General features: G+C 66.6%; 17 protein-coding genes and 2 pseudogenes. 6 read left to right on the top strand and 13 right to left on the bottom strand.

The features are described 5' to 3' along the window. Positions 1-5: 5 nt before the first annotated feature. From MICSW_RS14870 to MICSW_RS14850, 5 genes are read right to left on the bottom strand one after another with little or no spacing between them, the layout of a single operon-like run. Complete coding sequence (locus MICSW_RS14870; protein WP_005050763.1) at positions 6-758, bottom strand: HNH endonuclease family protein; 753 nt, start codon at positions 756-758, stop codon at positions 6-8. Then, positions 755-1231 carry a hypothetical protein gene (locus MICSW_RS14865; protein ID WP_005050765.1) on the bottom strand — a complete coding sequence of 159 codons (477 nt, stop codon included), beginning with the start codon at positions 1229-1231 and terminating at the stop codon, positions 755-757. The genes MICSW_RS14870 and MICSW_RS14865 overlap by 4 nt, the downstream gene beginning before the upstream one ends. After that, positions 1231-1533, bottom strand: a complete 303-nt coding sequence (locus tag MICSW_RS14860) for a hypothetical protein (RefSeq protein ID WP_005050767.1) — start codon at positions 1531-1533, stop codon at positions 1231-1233. Before MICSW_RS14860 ends, MICSW_RS14865 begins: the two co-directional genes overlap by 1 nt. Further along, the gene (locus MICSW_RS14855; protein WP_005050769.1) at positions 1526-1777 is read right to left on the bottom strand and encodes a hypothetical protein; all 252 of its coding nucleotides are present in this window, start codon (positions 1775-1777) and stop codon (positions 1526-1528) included. The genes MICSW_RS14860 and MICSW_RS14855 overlap by 8 nt, the downstream gene beginning before the upstream one ends. Further along, on the bottom strand, positions 1777-2661 hold the full coding sequence (locus tag MICSW_RS14850; protein ID WP_005050771.1) for a hypothetical protein: 885 nt from the start codon (positions 2659-2661) through the stop codon (positions 1777-1779). The genes MICSW_RS14855 and MICSW_RS14850 overlap by 1 nt, the downstream gene beginning before the upstream one ends. Positions 2662-2813: 152 nt before the next feature. On the opposite strand from MICSW_RS14850, the gene MICSW_RS14845 reads away from it, so the two are divergent. Together MICSW_RS14845 and MICSW_RS14840 are read left to right on the top strand one after the other, a co-directional pair. Next, positions 2814-3473 (top strand): type IV toxin-antitoxin system AbiEi family antitoxin domain-containing protein, encoded by a 660-nt coding sequence (locus MICSW_RS14845; protein WP_005050774.1) that lies wholly within the window; start codon positions 2814-2816, stop codon positions 3471-3473. Further along, positions 3466-4524: a nucleotidyl transferase AbiEii/AbiGii toxin family protein gene (locus MICSW_RS14840; RefSeq protein ID WP_005050776.1), complete on the top strand. Its 1059-nt coding sequence runs from the start codon at positions 3466-3468 to the stop codon at positions 4522-4524. Before MICSW_RS14845 ends, MICSW_RS14840 begins: the two co-directional genes overlap by 8 nt. 5 nt (positions 4525-4529) lie before the next feature. On the opposite strand, the gene MICSW_RS14835 is transcribed toward MICSW_RS14840, so the two are convergent. Then, positions 4530-4685, bottom strand: coding sequence for an Lsr2 family DNA-binding protein (locus tag MICSW_RS14835; RefSeq protein WP_425488716.1), 156 nt, complete (start codon positions 4683-4685; stop codon positions 4530-4532). Here MICSW_RS14835 and MICSW_RS14830 point away from each other — a divergent pair. After that, complete coding sequence (locus MICSW_RS14830; RefSeq protein WP_464498428.1) at positions 4676-5119, top strand: SDR family NAD(P)-dependent oxidoreductase; 444 nt, start codon at positions 4676-4678, stop codon at positions 5117-5119. The two genes, MICSW_RS14835 and MICSW_RS14830, sit on opposite strands and share 10 nt — an antisense overlap. Before the next feature lie 85 nt (positions 5120-5204). Here the strand turns inward: MICSW_RS14830 and MICSW_RS14825 are convergent, their stop codons facing one another. From MICSW_RS14825 to MICSW_RS14810, 4 genes are all read right to left on the bottom strand, one after another. Then, positions 5205-5597, bottom strand: coding sequence for an SDR family oxidoreductase (locus MICSW_RS14825; RefSeq protein ID WP_005050794.1), 393 nt, complete (start codon positions 5595-5597; stop codon positions 5205-5207). Positions 5598-5648: 51 nt separating this feature from the next. Further along, positions 5649-6314 carry an N-carbamoylsarcosine amidohydrolase gene (locus MICSW_RS14820; protein WP_005050795.1) on the bottom strand — a complete coding sequence of 222 codons (666 nt, stop codon included), beginning with the start codon at positions 6312-6314 and terminating at the stop codon, positions 5649-5651. Then, complete coding sequence (locus MICSW_RS14815) at positions 6311-7114, bottom strand: polysaccharide deacetylase family protein (protein ID WP_203225534.1); 804 nt, start codon at positions 7112-7114, stop codon at positions 6311-6313. Before MICSW_RS14815 ends, MICSW_RS14820 begins: the two co-directional genes overlap by 4 nt. A 91-nt stretch (positions 7115-7205) precedes the next feature. Beyond that, positions 7206-8602, bottom strand: a protein-coding gene (locus tag MICSW_RS14810) for an IS3 family transposase (protein WP_370428832.1) whose coding sequence is annotated in 2 segments (ribosomal slippage) — positions 7206-8266 and positions 8266-8602 — 1398 coding nt in all. Because the reading frame shifts where the segments join, the coding sequence is not laid out codon by codon here. A 350-nt stretch (positions 8603-8952) separates the two neighbouring features. Between MICSW_RS14810 and MICSW_RS14805 the strand changes: the two genes are divergently transcribed. The 3 genes and pseudogenes from MICSW_RS14805 to MICSW_RS14795 all read left to right on the top strand — a co-directional run bounded on the left by MICSW_RS14805 (position 8953) and on the right by MICSW_RS14795 (position 12241). Further along, a complete protein-coding gene (locus MICSW_RS14805) occupies positions 8953-9864 on the top strand; it encodes an alpha/beta fold hydrolase (protein WP_464496401.1) in 912 nt (303 codons plus the stop codon). Positions 9865-10232: 368 nt separating this feature from the next. Then, a pseudogene (locus tag MICSW_RS14800) lies at positions 10233-10598 on the top strand (IS110 family transposase); the annotation flags it as partial. A gap of 128 nt (positions 10599-10726) precedes the next feature. Continuing rightward, positions 10727-12241, top strand: a complete 1515-nt coding sequence (locus MICSW_RS14795; protein ID WP_464496400.1) for a carboxylesterase/lipase family protein — start codon at positions 10727-10729, stop codon at positions 12239-12241. A gap of 91 nt (positions 12242-12332) precedes the next feature. Here the strand turns inward: MICSW_RS14795 and MICSW_RS14790 are convergent. From MICSW_RS14790 to MICSW_RS14780, 3 genes and pseudogenes are all read right to left on the bottom strand, one after another. Next, positions 12333-12915: pseudogene (locus MICSW_RS14790) on the bottom strand (IS5 family transposase); the annotation flags it as partial. A gap of 132 nt (positions 12916-13047) precedes the next feature. Beyond that, on the bottom strand, positions 13048-13419 hold the full coding sequence (locus MICSW_RS14785) for a helix-turn-helix domain-containing protein (RefSeq protein ID WP_464496398.1): 372 nt from the start codon (positions 13417-13419) through the stop codon (positions 13048-13050). A 272-nt stretch (positions 13420-13691) separates the two neighbouring features. After that, positions 13692-14453, bottom strand: coding sequence for an SDR family NAD(P)-dependent oxidoreductase (locus MICSW_RS14780; RefSeq protein WP_228480868.1), 762 nt, complete (start codon positions 14451-14453; stop codon positions 13692-13694). Positions 14454-14476 lie beyond the last annotated feature (23 nt).

The raw sequence follows: 14476 nt of genomic DNA, 5'->3' as shown, positions 1-14476 counted from the left end.
CGGCTTCACGACATGCTCCCGCTCTCGTCGCTGGCTTGCTGGGCAGCGCAGGTTGAGAGCGTGTCCACGAGCGCACCGCGGTCGGCTTCGTCGACCGCGAGGTGCCAGGTGTCGACGATCTCCGTGTAGCGGGCGACGTAGGTGCACACGTAGTCGGCGTTCGATGGCAGCCACAGGGCTGGCCCGTGGTCGTTCTTGGCCGCATTCGTGTTGCCATCGACGGCGACGATGTTGTCGAACGAGTTGGCGAACTGAATGCGCTGCTGCTCGGTCCACGCCCACGCGCCCCCGGCGTGCGCCGCCGAAAGGCTGACGATGTGGTCGATCTGGACGCCGGAGCTTCCCGGGGCTCCAGGGGCGGCGATCCGGTCGTGCTCGAACTCAATGCGTGTGCCCGTGTACGGATCGGGGTCGAGCACGCCGGAGAGCACCGTGCAACCGTCACGGACGACGTCCTGCAGCTGGACGGCGAGGAGATCGTCTCGCTGATCGCAGCCGTTTCCCTCGATGTCGATCCAGCGCTCGCCGAACGTGGCGCGGCGATACTCGGGAATCTCCTCGGTGGGATCGATCAGCGGCAGCTCCTGCGCGACTGCGGCGAGCGCGGTGTAGTCGTAGGTCGGGTCCGGGGCGGGTGCCTGCGGGCGCGTCCATGTGTCGATCCAGGAGGTGATGCCCAGCTGGTGGGCGCCGAAGCCGAGCGCGAGAGCTGCGACCGCGGCGAGGGCTGTGCTGGCGCGGCGGGTGCGTCGGTTCATCTGCGCTCCTTTGCCTGTGCGGTGTCGGCTTGGTCGAGCAGCAGTATGGTTCGGGCGATCTGGGTGCGTGCCTCGTCGATGACCTCGAGGGTTTCGTCGTCGGCGTCGAGCTCTGAGAGTGCGTGGCTCTGGCGGCGGAGCTGGTCGCCGAGGTGGAACATGCCGGCACTGAGGAGGACCTCGGCGAGCGCGGCCGCGCGGGCGCCTTGGTGGTCGGCGCTGACGGCGAGGTCGTCGATGATCTCGATGAGGGTTGCGCGGGATCCCATCGTTGGGTCTTCTCCTGGAGTGAGCTCGCGGAGCGCTTCACGGTTGAGCAGCGTCTGGAAGAGCCTGTGCATCCGTTGGGTGAGGGGGCGGCCGTCGCGGCGGGTGCAGTTGAGCGCGAACTCGCGGAAGCTCCATCGGACGGTGACGGGTGTGCCGGTCTGGATGGTCATGGCTTCCTGGAGGCGCACGGCGATGTCGGTCATCAGTGCTCCTCGGTTCGGCCCAGGTGGGGGATCTGCTTGAGGTGGGCGCCGCGGCCGTTGCCGAGCTGGGGGGAGATCGCGCAGCTGGGCAGGTGCAGTCTCGCGTTCGGCCCGTGGCCTGCTGCCGCGTGGGGTGTGGGCTGCCGCGTTGGCCGGGTGTGCCGGGCGCCTCGCTGAGTCAGCGGGAGGGGGTTGAAGCGCAGCGACAGGGCCCAGCGATGGCCGCCGAGCGCGCGGACGACCCGCAGCCACTCTCCCTCTTTGGTGGAGTCGATGGTGAAGGTGTTCGGCTGGTCAGACATCTGCGGCTTCTTTCGGTGCGAAGGGGCTGTTCTTGGCGTCGCGGAGCATCTGCCGGGTGATCGGCTCGGTCTCCTCGAGCGAGGCGAGCGAGAAGTAGTGGCGGCGGGCGCGGGCCGCTTCGGTGCAGGTGAGCAGCTGGCGGTTGCCGTGGTTCGGGCATCCTCCCTTGCTGCGGCATCCGGCCAGGTAGCCGGCGGTGGTGCCGTGCAGGGCGGCTTCGAGGATGTCGAGCGTCTTGCTCATCAGGCGGCCTGCCGGAGTCCGAGGTCGTCACGGTCGCGGTCGATGGTGCGGACGTCGACGCCGAGCAGGTCGCTGAGCTGGGTGAGGCTGAGTCCGCGTTCGGTCCCGCGTCGGGTGGCTTCGAGGCGCTCGTCTCGGGTGAGGCGGACGTTCTGGCCGGCGAGAGCGAGCTCGATCGCGATCTCGTCGAGCAGGGGTTCCTGCCCGGCTGTGGGCGGTGCCGGGTCGGTGTCGATGTCGTCCCAGGCCAGCGGCGGCAGCCAGCCGTGCCGGCGTGCGACCGTGAGTGCGTAGGAGCGGCCGACCCGCTGCGCTCGGGTGTGGGTGGGGGGCTGCTGGTCCCAGAGCTCGTCGTAGAGCGCGGCGATGTCGTCGTGGACACGGATGTCCACGTAGGCGCCTTCGAGTGCCTTGTTGACCTTCCAGCGCGGGTAGCCGAGTCGGCGTGCGATCTCGTGGTGGTTCCATCCGATCGCGGCCAGAGCCTGGAGGCGCCGGCGGGTGCCGCGGCCGTTGACTCGGCCCTGCGCGGCGAGAGTGCTGCTGTCGGGGGTGACTGCGAGGAGTTTGCGGGCGGTGGCGCCGGTGACGAACCGTGCCGTCTCGCTGTTGAGCAGGCGACGGACCGTGGCGCCGCCGACGCCGGCGCTGATGGCGATCCGTTCGGGGATCATCCCGGTGTCGACCAGTGCCTGCAGGTGCTGCCGGATCGGCTCGATGGGTTGGTGCGCGTCCTGGTATCGCCCGTAGGCCAGGAGACGGTAGCGGTCGCGGCGGCGGCGCGCGTTGCCGTCCATGCAGGCGCGGCACCCGCAGAGGTGGACGACGTAGCAGGTGGAGGTCAGCCCGTGCTTGTGGTCCGGCGGGCAGGTGTGGGTCCGCATCTTCTCCTCCTCACAGATGGTTATATTCCCGAATATAACCCGTTCCCGAGGGTTTGGAACCCCCTCACTGCTAAGGGGTGGCCCCAGAGGCTCGAAGTCGACAATCTGAACGAGCTACAACGTTTGTTGCGGTTTCTCGCTACACTGTGCGCATGGCAGGATCAACTTTCGCTCGTCTGGGCGAGCTCGCGTCACAGCGTTGGGGCCTGGTGACCACCGCCCAGGCGCTCGAGGCTGGCGTGGCGCGCCCGACCCTGACGCGCCTCGCCAACAGCGGCGCGCTCATCCGCGTCGCGCGCGGCGTCTACCGCCTCGCCGGCGCGCCAGAGCACGAGCAGGAGGCGATCCTCGCGACCTGGCTCGCCCTCGGCGGCGCCGACCGTCCCCGCACAGACACCGGCGTCCCGCCCGTCGTCGCCGCAGGCCAGACGGCCGCGCAGCTGCATGGCATCGGCGACTGGTTCCCCGGGCCACTCGAGTTCGTCGTTCCCACCCGCCGCGGTACCCGCCTGGACGGGGTGCGGCTCCGCACCCGCGAGCTCGCGCCCACCGAGGTGGTCTCCGTCGACGGGATGCCGACCATGAGCGTCGAGCGCACGATCGCCGACCTGATCGAGCAGTGGGTCGACCGCTCCCTCGTCGCCGATGCGCTCGCCGACGCCGCGGACGCGGGAAAGCTGCTCTCCCCCGCCCGCCTGACCGAGTATCTGGAGCCGCTGGCCAAGCCCAACAAGTACCCCTCGGGTGCCGCGCTCGCGGCTGATCTGCTCGCTCTTGCGGGCGTCGACGCGGTGGTGCCGGCCGATGCCTGAGCCCGACGGCTACAAAGACTGGACGGGGCTTGCGCAGGCGATCAAGGCGGCCGCGACGAAGGCAGCCGGTGACGGCGCGAGCGCGCTGGATGTGAATGCGCAGATCGTGCAGGCACAGCACGATCGTTTCCTCAGCCGGGTCTTTGCGGAGGGGGAAGAGTCCGAGTGGCTGCTCAAGGGCGGCACGGCGATGCTCGCCCGGGTGCCGAAGTCACGGTCGACGAAAGACCTGGATCTGGCCTCGACCGGCGCCGCCGATCTGGATGCCGCGCAGCAGGCGCTCGAGCAGGCAGCCGCGCGTGATCTCGGCGACCATGTGCGGTTCCAGCTCACCCGTGCCCGTGCGACCGGGCGAGGAGAGAACCAGCCGGGTGTCGCGACCCGGCGCCTGGTGTTCACATGTCTGGACGCGAACACCGGCCGGAGGATCTCCGACATCCCCATCGACGTGGTCGTCGGCCCTCCCCCGGTCGGCCGCGTCGAGACGATCGAGCCGTCGACGCGGCTGCAGCTGGGGCGGCCGGTCCCGTCGCACCCCTACCGGCTGTTCCCGATCTCCGATCAGGTCGCGGAGAAGGTCACTGCGACGATGAGCACCTACAACGGCCGCCCCAGCAGCCGCGCGAAAGACCTGGTGGACATCGTCACCATTGCACGCACGCAGCGCGTCGACCTGCGCGAGCTGCAGATGGCCATCGACGCGAAGCGTGCACTGTCAAAGCTCGACTCGTTCACTACGTTCACGGTCCCGGACGGTTGGGACGGTCCCTACCGGGTGCTCGCGGCCGGCACGCCCTCAGCCGGCGGGATCACCGATCTGGGTGAGGCCGTGGCTCTCGCGCGTCAGCTGATCGATCCCGCGCTCGCCGACGCGCCCGTGCAACCGGGGACGGTCTGGGTCCCTGGCTCAGGCTGGACACAGAACCCTCCGCCGCCGGAGCCGGGCGGCAGCGGATCCCCTTCGGGGGAGGTCCACGTGCGCGCGCACGTGCGCTCCGGTTATCCCGTCACGGAGCACTGGCGCGCAGCGCGCGGCTCAGCCCAGGAGTGACCGCGTCAGTGCGCCGCGTCGTACGCCTCGAGGATGGACGCGGGAACCCTGCCGCGATCGCTGACCTGGTGTCCGTTCTGACTGGCCCATTCACGCACCGTGTTGAGATCGGCCCGTCCGCCCCGCGACGTCCTCGCCGGACGCCGGGTGGCTGCGCCGATGCGGCGCGCGCTCTTGGCCCAGGCCTCGAACTCGAGATCGATCTCGAGTTGCTTTCCGTCGATCGCGAAGGTCGCGGGATCGAGCCGCTCGCCAGGTCGCGCACACCACCGCGAAGGGCGGCGTCATCGCGATGACGAAGTCGCTCGCTGCGGAGGGCGCCCGCTACGGCGTCCGCGCGAACTCGATCTCGCCTGGCTTCGTCAGCACCCCGGCGACGGACAAGGCGGTGGATGCGGAGGGCAAGGCCTGGCAGGTCGGCAACGCGCTCATTCAACGCCCCGGCACGGGCGAGGACATCGCGTACATCCCGCTCTACCTGGCCTCCGACGAGTCCTCTTGGGTGACCGGACAGAACTACAGCGTCGACGGCGGCGCGACCGCCGGGTGGCGGAACGACAGCGAGACGGACCGACTGGCCGCGAAGAACGGCTGACACGCGGGTCGCGGCGCGACCGGTGACGGACGTGAGGCACGGTGTCAGCTGACACCGTGCCTCCCGTCCGTCGTGGCCACCTCGTCTAAATCGCGAGGTACCCGCCGTCGACGGCGAACTGCGCGCCGGTCGCGAAGGCGGCCGCGTCGGAACCGAGCCACGCGACCATCTCGGCGATGTCGTGCGGCGTGCCGAGTCGGCCGATCGGGTGCTTCGTCAGCAGCGCGTCCTTGAAGCCGGGGTAGGTCTCCTCCAGCGCGTCTATCATTGGCGTCTGGATCACCCCGGGCAGCACTGCGTTCACGCGGATGCCTTTGTCGGAGTACTCCACCGCGGCGGCTCGGGTGAGGCCGATGACGCCGTGCTTCGACGTGACGTAGGCGGACTGGTGGGCGATGGCGACCTGCCCGAGGGACGAGGCGGTGTTGATGATGGATCCGCCGCCCTGCGCCAGCATCTGCGGGATCTCGGCCTGCACGCCGGTTCAATATTCCGCACAGAGGAAGTTGGCCCCACGGCGTTACTGCAGTCAATCGTTCTGTTGCGCAAGCCCCCGCAGGTAAGCACGTGCGTCGTCGAGGCTGACGACATCGCCGTACTTCGCGTCGATGTCAAAGAGGCTGGCCAGGTGCGGAAGGGCTGCCCGGTCGCCGACTGCCTCTTCGACGACGATGGTGTGGAAGCCGTAGGAGCAGGCGTCAACCGCCGAGGCGCGCACGCACCCACTGGTGGTGCAGCCGACGATGATGATGGTGTCGACACCCCGTGAGATCAAGCGTGCGGCGAGATCAGTTCCGAAGAAGCAGGATGCGTACTTCTTCACCAGGGTCATCTCGTGGGGCAGCTGGCCCAGCCTGCTGTCGACCTCCACCCATTCGCTGCCCTCCACCAACAGGTGGTTGGACGGGATCTTCTTGATCCAGAGCCCCGCCTCCTGCAATTCGGTGTCGTACGCGACCGTCGAGAAGAAGATGGGGATCTCGAGTTCACGGGCGGGGACGAGTAAGGCATTGGTGGCGGCCAGCTGTGACTCCAGTTCGCCTGACAGGGGCGAACGGCTGTCCGTGAATCCGGTGATCAAGTCGACGATCAGCAGCGCCGGCTTCTCGCCGTAGCCGATCCGGCCGCCCAATCCCTTGGCCTTGAACTCGTCGCGCAGCCGTGCGTACTCATCGATCAGCTCCGTATTCGTCACGAATCGGCTCTCCTGTTCCCCGTCGACTGATAGTGCGCCGCGATGGCATCGCTCGTCGTCACCCAGACACCATCGTGAGACGTGATGTGCTCGAGGGCCCGATCAAGGTAGCGGTGGCGGAACGGCTGGCCGACGATGAACGGGTGCAACGGCAGCGACATGACGCGACCCGAGTGCTCGGAGTCTGAATAGAGCTGATCGAACTGGTCGATCACCGCTTCCAGGAACTGCGGGCCGGTATAGCTCTTACTCACGAACATCGTCACATCGTTGAGTTCTATCGTGTAGGGAACGCTGAACATCCCGTCGACGTTCAGCGGATACGGCTGATCGTCGTTCGTCCAGTCCAGGACGTAGTCATACCCCAGCTCCCGAAGGATCCGCGGCGTCTCGAACGTCTCTGTGAGCGCCGGGCCAAGCCAGCCCCGCGGCCGTACTCCGGTGGCGGAGGCGATTGTATCCGTCACGTCTTGAAGGTAGGCGCGCTCCGTGTCAGCACCCATTCCAGCTTGGAAGGTGGAATTGTCGCGGCCATGCGCGAGCCACGCCCAGCCGCGTTGCCGGCCTGCCTCGAGAATCTGGGGGTAGTGCCGACAAACGTCGGAGTTGAGAAGCACACTTGCGGGCACTCCATGTCGGTCGAGGCTCTCGATCATCCGCCACAGGCCTACCCGCGGACCGTAATCGCGCCAGCCGTAATTGAGTGGATCCGGCTGCAGCATCGCGGTACCGCCGAAGATGCTCGTGGAGGGCTTGTCGATCTGATAGTGCTCGATGTTCAGCCCGACATAGAACGCCACTCGGGCCCCATTCGGCCACGAAATCGTCGGTCGCTCCGTGATCGGGCTGTAATCGAAGCGGAAAGTGTCAAGGCGGGTGAGACAGATTCCGTCAGGCGGTCTGTATGAGGGCCTCCTGTGAGGGCTGGTTGATCCAGGCGGCCTCGGGCAGCTTGGGCGCCTGGGGTCGGCGGTGGCCGAAGCGCTCGGGACGGGCGGCGTAGGCCGCGTCCAGGGTGGCCTGGCGCTGGGCGCGGACCTGCCCGGCGGTGCCGAAGTGGACGCTGGCGGGGGTGTGCAGCCCGATCCCGCAGTGGCGGTGCTCGTGGTTGTAGTAGGCGAAGAACTGCTCGGCGAACGCGCCGGCGTCGGCCAGGGACCCGAAGCGCTCGGGGAAGACCGGGGCGTACTTCAGCGTCTTGAACGCCGCCTCGCTGTAAGGGTTGTCGTTCGACACGTGCGGGCGGGAGTGCGACCTGGCCACCCCGAGGTCGACGAGCAGCTGAGCGACCGGTTTGGAGGTCATCGAGGTCCCGCGGTCGGCGTGGATCGCCTCCGGCACGCCATGGATGCCCATGGCGTGCTCGAGCAGGTTCTTGGCGATCTCGGCGTCCTCGCGGGCCGCGATGGTCCAGCCCACGACGAACCTGGAGAAGATGTCGAGCACGACGTACAGGTCGTAGTACACGCCCCGCTCCGGCCCCTTGAGCTTTGTGATGTCCCAACTCCACACCTGCCCCGGCGCCGTCGCGACGAGCTCGGGCCGGGTCCGGGGCGGGTGGCTCGCCTGCCGGCGCCGTTCCCCGGCCATGTCGTGCTCGCGCAGGATCCGGTGCATCGTGGACATCGAGCACAGGTAGGTGCCCTCGTCCAGCAGCGTGGCCCAGACCTGGGCGACCGACTTGTCCGCGAACCGCTGGCTGGTCAACACGGCCAGCACGTGGGCCCGCTCGGCGGCGGACAGCTTGTTCGCCGGTGCCGGCCGCGGTGTCCGTGGACGTGGCGGTGGCGGGTTCTTGGCCCGGTAGTGACTGGCGCGGGAGCGACCCAGCAGCGCGCACGCAGCCGCGGTGCCGACGTGCTCGGCCAGCCCGTCGACGGCCGGGTTGATCACCGCGGCGACCGCGGCGGCTTGTCCGCGCTCTCGGAGAGCGTCTCCAAGAGCGCGTGTGCTTTTCCCATCAGGTCCAGCGCCGCCCTGGTCTTGGCCAGCTCGGCCTCGGCCTTCTCCGCCCGGGCCCGTAGCGCCTGCAGCTCCCGCTCGCGCCGGTCCCGCGGCTTGCTGCCCAGCCCGGACAGCGAGCCGGCGGCCGCGGCCTTGCGCCACTCGATGATGTGGGAGGTGTACAGGCCCTCCCGGCGCAGGATCTCCCCACGCCCAGAGCGGTCCGCGGCGTCGTACTCGGCCAGGATCGCCGCTTTGAACTCGGCGGTGAACGTCCGCCTCTTGGGCCGGTCAGCACGAGGAGCCATAGCCCCATCATCGGTGCCGACGTCAGCAACCGTCATCGTCATCTCAGTATTGGTCCGTTCTCGCCCCGTGCAGTGCGAAGGTCAGCAGTGCTGGTGTCTCACCCCATCCTGACGCACAGGGGCCAGCCGGTTGTGGTTGCTGTTGTATCGGCGTGTATTCACGTCAACCAAGGCGTACCAATCGGGATGGGCTCGGCGGGCCCCATCAGCAGCTGGCGCACAACGAGCGTCAACCGACGACCGGGATGTCGACGGCGATCGCGGGCGTTCAACTTGTCACCGGCGTTGAATCACGGATCCCTCTTGACAGAAGGCTTCTCTGTGTGACAGAAATGGCAGATACTCGCCCCATAGGCGAGCCAGTTGCTTTGATCAGGAGGCTTGAGTTGAACACAGACCTGTCCGTGAACTACATATCCGTCGGCGGAATCAGGACGCGCTATATCGATCAGGGCGAGGGTCCGGTCATCCTCCTGATCCACGGTGGCCACTCGGGTATGAGCATGCCGGGCGGCGGGGATGGTTGGGCTCCCGTCATCGCTCCTCTGGTCGACAAGGGCTTCCGCGTCGTGACCTTCGACAAGCTGGGGCAGGGAGAGACTGACCTCGCGCCGACGCATGCCGAGTGGACGTTCGATGCGGTGGTCAAGCACGCCAGGGGCTTCATCGACGCTCTGGGACTCGAGGACATGATTCTGGTCGGGCACTCGCGCGGTGGCCTGCTGGCGAGCAAGCTCGCTCTTGACATGCCGGAGTCGACCAAAGGTCTCTTCATCGTGTCGAGCGCGACGCTCGCTGGCACCGACCCTAAGTTCCGCGACGTTGAGTTCTACGACGCGATCACGCGTTCGCTTCCGGCGGACGCGTCTCCGGAGGAGATCTGCGGAGCCTTCTTCCGTGCGCTGTACGTGACCCCGGTGCCGCAGGAACAAATCAATGCGGCCGCCGCCAAGTACGTCAAGGAGAACCACCAGAACGCCCTCAAGACCTACCCGATGGTTGAGAAGAAATACTGGGAGCCGAGTCTTCAGGCGGCGAAGGACGACATCCGCGCTCGCCTCTTCGCCGGCGAGGTCAATATTCCCGTCGAAGTCGTCTGGGGCCGCGACGATCGCTCGGCGCCGGTTGACCTGGGCATCGCCTTCTACCAGAAGCTCGCCCTCGTCTCGGAGACCACGAGCCTGCACATCCTGGGAACCGCGGGCCACTACGTCTTCGCGGAGCGAACCGAGGACTTCGTTCGAATCCTGGCGGACTACGCAGGCCGTCGCAGCGCCAGCTATGCGACGCGTCGTTGATGGTGATCCTGGGGAACTATCCCGCTTGACGGGGTCTTCGAGTCCGTGCCGGATTGGCGCAGCGCGCCCAGATCGTGCTGCTGGCTTCGGCGTGCGAGTCGAACACCGCGATCGCGGACAAACTGGCCTGTATCTCTTGAAGTGGCCCCCCTGTTCGTGTCCGGTTTCCGGCGACCACGGTGGGCTCTGGGAGAGGGGCCGAAGACAGCGGCGGTTTTCGGCTGGGCGTGATGTGCCCGTGAAAGAGATCGCGGCGCCCGTGGCTCCGTCCTCCCCGGACGAACCCGGTTGAGGGAATTGTTGCCCGGGCTGGTGTGCCGGTTGCGCTCAGCGCGCCGGGCCGGCCCGGCGCAGGCGCCGGATGAAGCACAAGCGCGGGATCCAACGAATCCGCCGGACGGGTCAAATCCACCAAAACACGGCCCGGCAACCGGTACCTCAAAGGTGCCCTGGGCATCGCTGCTCTGTCCTGCGCGAAATCGAAGAACACCTACCTCGGTGCCAGATACCGGCGCATTGCCTCCCGGCGCGGACCCGCCAAAGCCCTCGTCGCCGTCGAACACTCCATCCTCACCGCAGCGTGGCACATGCTCACCACCGGCGAACTCTACAACGACCCCGGCGCCGACTACTTCACCCGGCAGACACCCGTTAAAACCATGGCCCGGGCCGTCAGACAACTAGAATCCCTCGGCTATCAAGTCATTCTCGAACCCCTGCAACAGACCGGATAACACCGCTCACCCCACGCACCCCACCGCACTCACCTAATTTTCATGTCAGAGGGGTTGACGAACGTCACATTTTCAGTCATTTTCTTGAATACAGAAATATTCTCTGCAAATTATGAAAGGTCGGTTCCATGCTCAACCCGGTGCTAACTCAAACAGGTCCAGTCCAAGGCCGTGAAGATGACGGGGTGCGCAGTTGGCTCGGGATCCCCTACGCCGCGCCGCCCTGGGGCCGGCACCGATTCGCACCGCCCCAGGCCCCTACTCCATGGAGCTCTGTTCGCGATGCCTCCTCGTACGGGCCCCCGGCGCCCCAGGTCCTGCAACTGCCTGGCTCGGAGATCCCGCCGTCAACCGATCCGGCACCTGACTGTCTGACCCTCAACATCTGGGCCCCGAGTGCAGCTCCAGAGGCATTGCCGGTCATGGTGTGGTTCCACGGCGGAGCCTACCTCGCCGGGGCAGGTTCAGAACGGGCGTACAACGGGACCGCACTGGTCCGCGAGGGCGTCCTGGTTGTCACCGTGAACTACCGGATGGGTGTGGACGGCTTCGGACAGATCGACGGCGCCGTTTCCAACCGCGGGATCCTCGACCAGATCGCGGCACTGGAATGGGTGCGGGACAACATTGCCGGCTTCGGAGGTGACCCGCAAAAGGTCACAATCTTCGGACAATCCGCAGGCGCCGGATGTGTCCTGGCCCTGCTAACCATGCCACGCGCCCGCAATCTGTTCCATCGGGCCATCGCCCAGAGTATTCCTCGGATGTTCTTCTCCCCACCACTCGCGCACTCGGTCACCCAGGCCGTCGCCGCCGCAGCCGGCATCGAAGGAACAGCAGATGCACGCACCCTTGCGACGTTGACTCCTCAGACGCTGGCCGACGCAACGCGGCTGGTCATCAGCACCATGGGAAACCGCGCCGACGAATGGGGTACCCTCGCCTACACTTCCTCGTCGTCTGGGCCGATCTTTGGGCCGATCGTGGACGGAGACACGATGCCGGAGGACCCATGGACGGCGCTTCGAAATGGCGCCGCCCGCGAAATACCCATAATCACCGGCCATACCCGCGACGAATACCGTCTTTTCACCGCCCTACGAAAGCGGTTTAGCATCACCACGGAAGAAGCGGACACCGCCCTGCACATCTTCGCACCCAACGGAGACGCCGACGGCTACCGCGCCATTATGCCGCAAGCAGAACCCGGGGAGCTCTACGAAAAGGTCAATACCGACTACCTGTTCCTCGCCCCTACACTGCAGGCTGCCATGGCCGCCGCCGACGCCGGGGGACACGTGTTCGTCTACGAGCTGTGCATCGACCCGGTAGGGGGCATGGGCTCCCCGCACGCCATTGACTTGCCCTTGACCTTCAACACCCTGGACACCGGAATGGGAGCGGCGATCCCGGAGCCAACTGACTCAGTGATCGAATCCGGCATCCGGATGCGCAGCGCATGGACCCGCTTCGCCGCAACCGGAAACCCGGGATGGCCGCAGTGGGGCCCAGACCAGTCGGTACAGATATGGGGCGGCGAGAACCCTGTGGTGCGCTACCCCGAATCGGAACGGCTTGAACTGTCCCTGACGGATAGTTGCGGCGCCCTCGAGCTATTGCAACATCAAGAGCTGGGCCGGTGAACGCCCAACCAGGACGCCGCCACCGCTTTCATCCTTACCCGGCCCCGTGATTCACACGATCGAACGCTGCGCAGGAATTCTTCCTCGTTCGCTAGGGCGTGTCTCCTAAAGCTGTCAGCCAGATGATGATTGCCCGGAGAACTGCTCCGCCGCGGTAAGTCAGGGCGAGCTTGTCATAGCGGGTCGCCAGGGCCCGCCATTGCTTGAAGATGTTGAAGTTTCGTTCGACGACATTTCGGCCCTTGTAGTCCTCTTTGTCGAAGGCAGGCGGCCTGCCACCGGTGGAACCTCGTCGCTTTCGGTGGCCAATCTGGTCGGACGGTTGCGGGATGACTGCGGTAATACCGCGGTCGCGGAGGTGGGTTCGGATCGCTCTCGAGGAGTAGGCCTTGTCACCGCGGACGCGGTCCGGGCGGGTTCTGGGTCTGCCCTGACCCGCCCGGTTGATCTTCAGCTGGTTCATGAGGTGGGCGAACATCGGCGCGTCCCCGCCCTGGCCCGGAGCGACTAGCAGAACCAAGGGCCTGCCTTTGCCATCAACCAAGGCGTGAATCTTGGTGCTCAATCCGCCCCGGGACCGTCCAACCGCATGATCGTCCGGCTCAGCAAACAGATTCATGTAATTCGAACCGGCCCCCTGTGGTGCGCGGCAGGTTGGTGCCGTGCTGGTGGGAGCTGGTAGGGCTTCTCGTCCATACATACGACTGGCACCTGCGGGTCGTAGGGACGGTGGTAGACCTCCAGCACGTCTTCCATCCGAGCGACGAACTCGCCGTTCGCGTGCGGCGGGATCGTCCAGCACTTCTTCAGATGAGGACGAAGCCCCCCTTTTTCAGGGTCCGACCGATCGTGGAGTGATCCAGCGGCGGGAGCCCGTCGGTGAGCAGCACATGTTTCTCCAGCAACCGTAGCGACCACCGGTCGAACCCTGCCGGTGGTTTCGTGCACGCCAGCGCGATCACTCGCGCCTCGACGTCTCCGGTGACCTTCGCCGGCACCGGCGGCGTGGCCCGCTTGCGGCGGCCGATCACGTCATCCACGTTCCCGTGAGACTCGGTGAACCGCTTCGCGACCAGATACACTGTGCCCTCCGACGCCCCGACTCGCTCGGCTACCACCCGTCGATCCGACACCGGCCCAGCGGACTCGTCCAACTCCAGCAGAATCCTGGCCCTCATGATCGTCCGCGCAGGATTCGAGCCCCGCGAAATCACCCGGGTCAGCTTCACCCGATCAGCAACCGTCAATGTGACGACATGTTCCTTCGGCCTCGGCATGACAGTCTCTCCTCCCGATCAAGTATCAATCGAGACAAGCCAACCAGCAATACCCGTTACATTAGACGCGACACGCTACTAGCGACGCCCTCATTGGCTGATCGTGAAGTGATCCACAACCGGCCTGGCGAAGAGAAGACACGCTCCCTGGGTTAGGTGGGTCCGGACGCGGACTACGCCAGGGATCCGCCGTCGACCGGCAGGTTCACGCCCGTGATGAATGCTGACTCTGGGCCCGCGAGGAACAGGGCGGCGTAGGCGACATCGGATGCCTCGGTGAGACGGCCAAGTGGCACATTGGCGGTCGCTGCGGCGGTGGCGGCCTCGATGTCGGCCCCCTCTCCGAGGAACTGCCCCCACATCTGCGTGTTGGCGGCGAGCGGGCACACGGAGTTCACGCGAATGTTGAAAGGCGCGAGTTCTCGGGACAGGGAGCGCGTCAGCATCACCGCAGCCCCCTTGGACGACTGATAGCCGGCGAGGTCGGCGCGCGCCTTCAGGCCGGACAGCGAGGCGGTGATCACGATGGAGCCCCCGCCGCGCTCCACGAGCGCCGCCTTGGCCGAGCGGGCGGCGAGCCACGGACCGCGAGCATTAATCGCCATCAGCCGGTCGAACTGCTCCACGGTGGTGTCGGTGATCGACGTGAACGTCTGCGGGATGCCGGCGTTGGCCCAAACGATGTCCAGTCCGCCGAACCGGTCAATGGCTGCGGCGACCGCCGCGTCGTTGTCGGCCTCGCTGGAGGCGTCGGCCACGATGTAGTCAGCCGAGCCGCCGTCGTTGCGGATCGATTCGACTGCTGCGACCAACGCGGGTTCATTGACGTCGGTGAGGAGCACGTTGGCGCCCTCAGCTGCGAACAGTTGCGCGCCAGCAAGCCCCATGCCGTTGCCGGCACCGGTGATGAGGGCGGTTTTGGAAGTCAATCTCACGGGAGGTCTCCTGTTGGGAAGGG

It is taken from the genome of Microbacterium sp. SW12 (assembly GCF_055391095.1).
The sequence above is the reverse complement of the archived record's forward strand: the minus strand, read 5'-3'. Positions and strand labels throughout refer to the sequence as shown.

Coding starts and splice junctions, on each gene's coding strand:
- MICSW_RS14840 (WP_005050776.1), top strand. CDS start 3,466: ATGCCTGAGCCCGACGGCTACAAAGACTGGACGGGGCTTGCGCAGGCG.
- MICSW_RS14845 (WP_005050774.1), top strand. CDS start 2,814: ATGGCAGGATCAACTTTCGCTCGTCTGGGCGAGCTCGCGTCACAGCGT.
- MICSW_RS14795 (WP_464496400.1), top strand. CDS start 10,727: ATGCTCAACCCGGTGCTAACTCAAACAGGTCCAGTCCAAGGCCGTGAA.
- MICSW_RS14865 (WP_005050765.1), bottom strand. CDS start 1,231: ATGACCGACATCGCCGTGCGCCTCCAGGAAGCCATGACCATCCAGACC.
- MICSW_RS14860 (WP_005050767.1), bottom strand. CDS start 1,533: ATGTCTGACCAGCCGAACACCTTCACCATCGACTCCACCAAAGAGGGA.
- MICSW_RS14855 (WP_005050769.1), bottom strand. CDS start 1,777: ATGAGCAAGACGCTCGACATCCTCGAAGCCGCCCTGCACGGCACCACC.
- MICSW_RS14785 (WP_464496398.1), bottom strand. CDS start 13,419: ATGAGGGCCAGGATTCTGCTGGAGTTGGACGAGTCCGCTGGGCCGGTG.
- MICSW_RS14870 (WP_005050763.1), bottom strand. CDS start 758: ATGAACCGACGCACCCGCCGCGCCAGCACAGCCCTCGCCGCGGTCGCA.
- MICSW_RS14850 (WP_005050771.1), bottom strand. CDS start 2,661: ATGCGGACCCACACCTGCCCGCCGGACCACAAGCACGGGCTGACCTCC.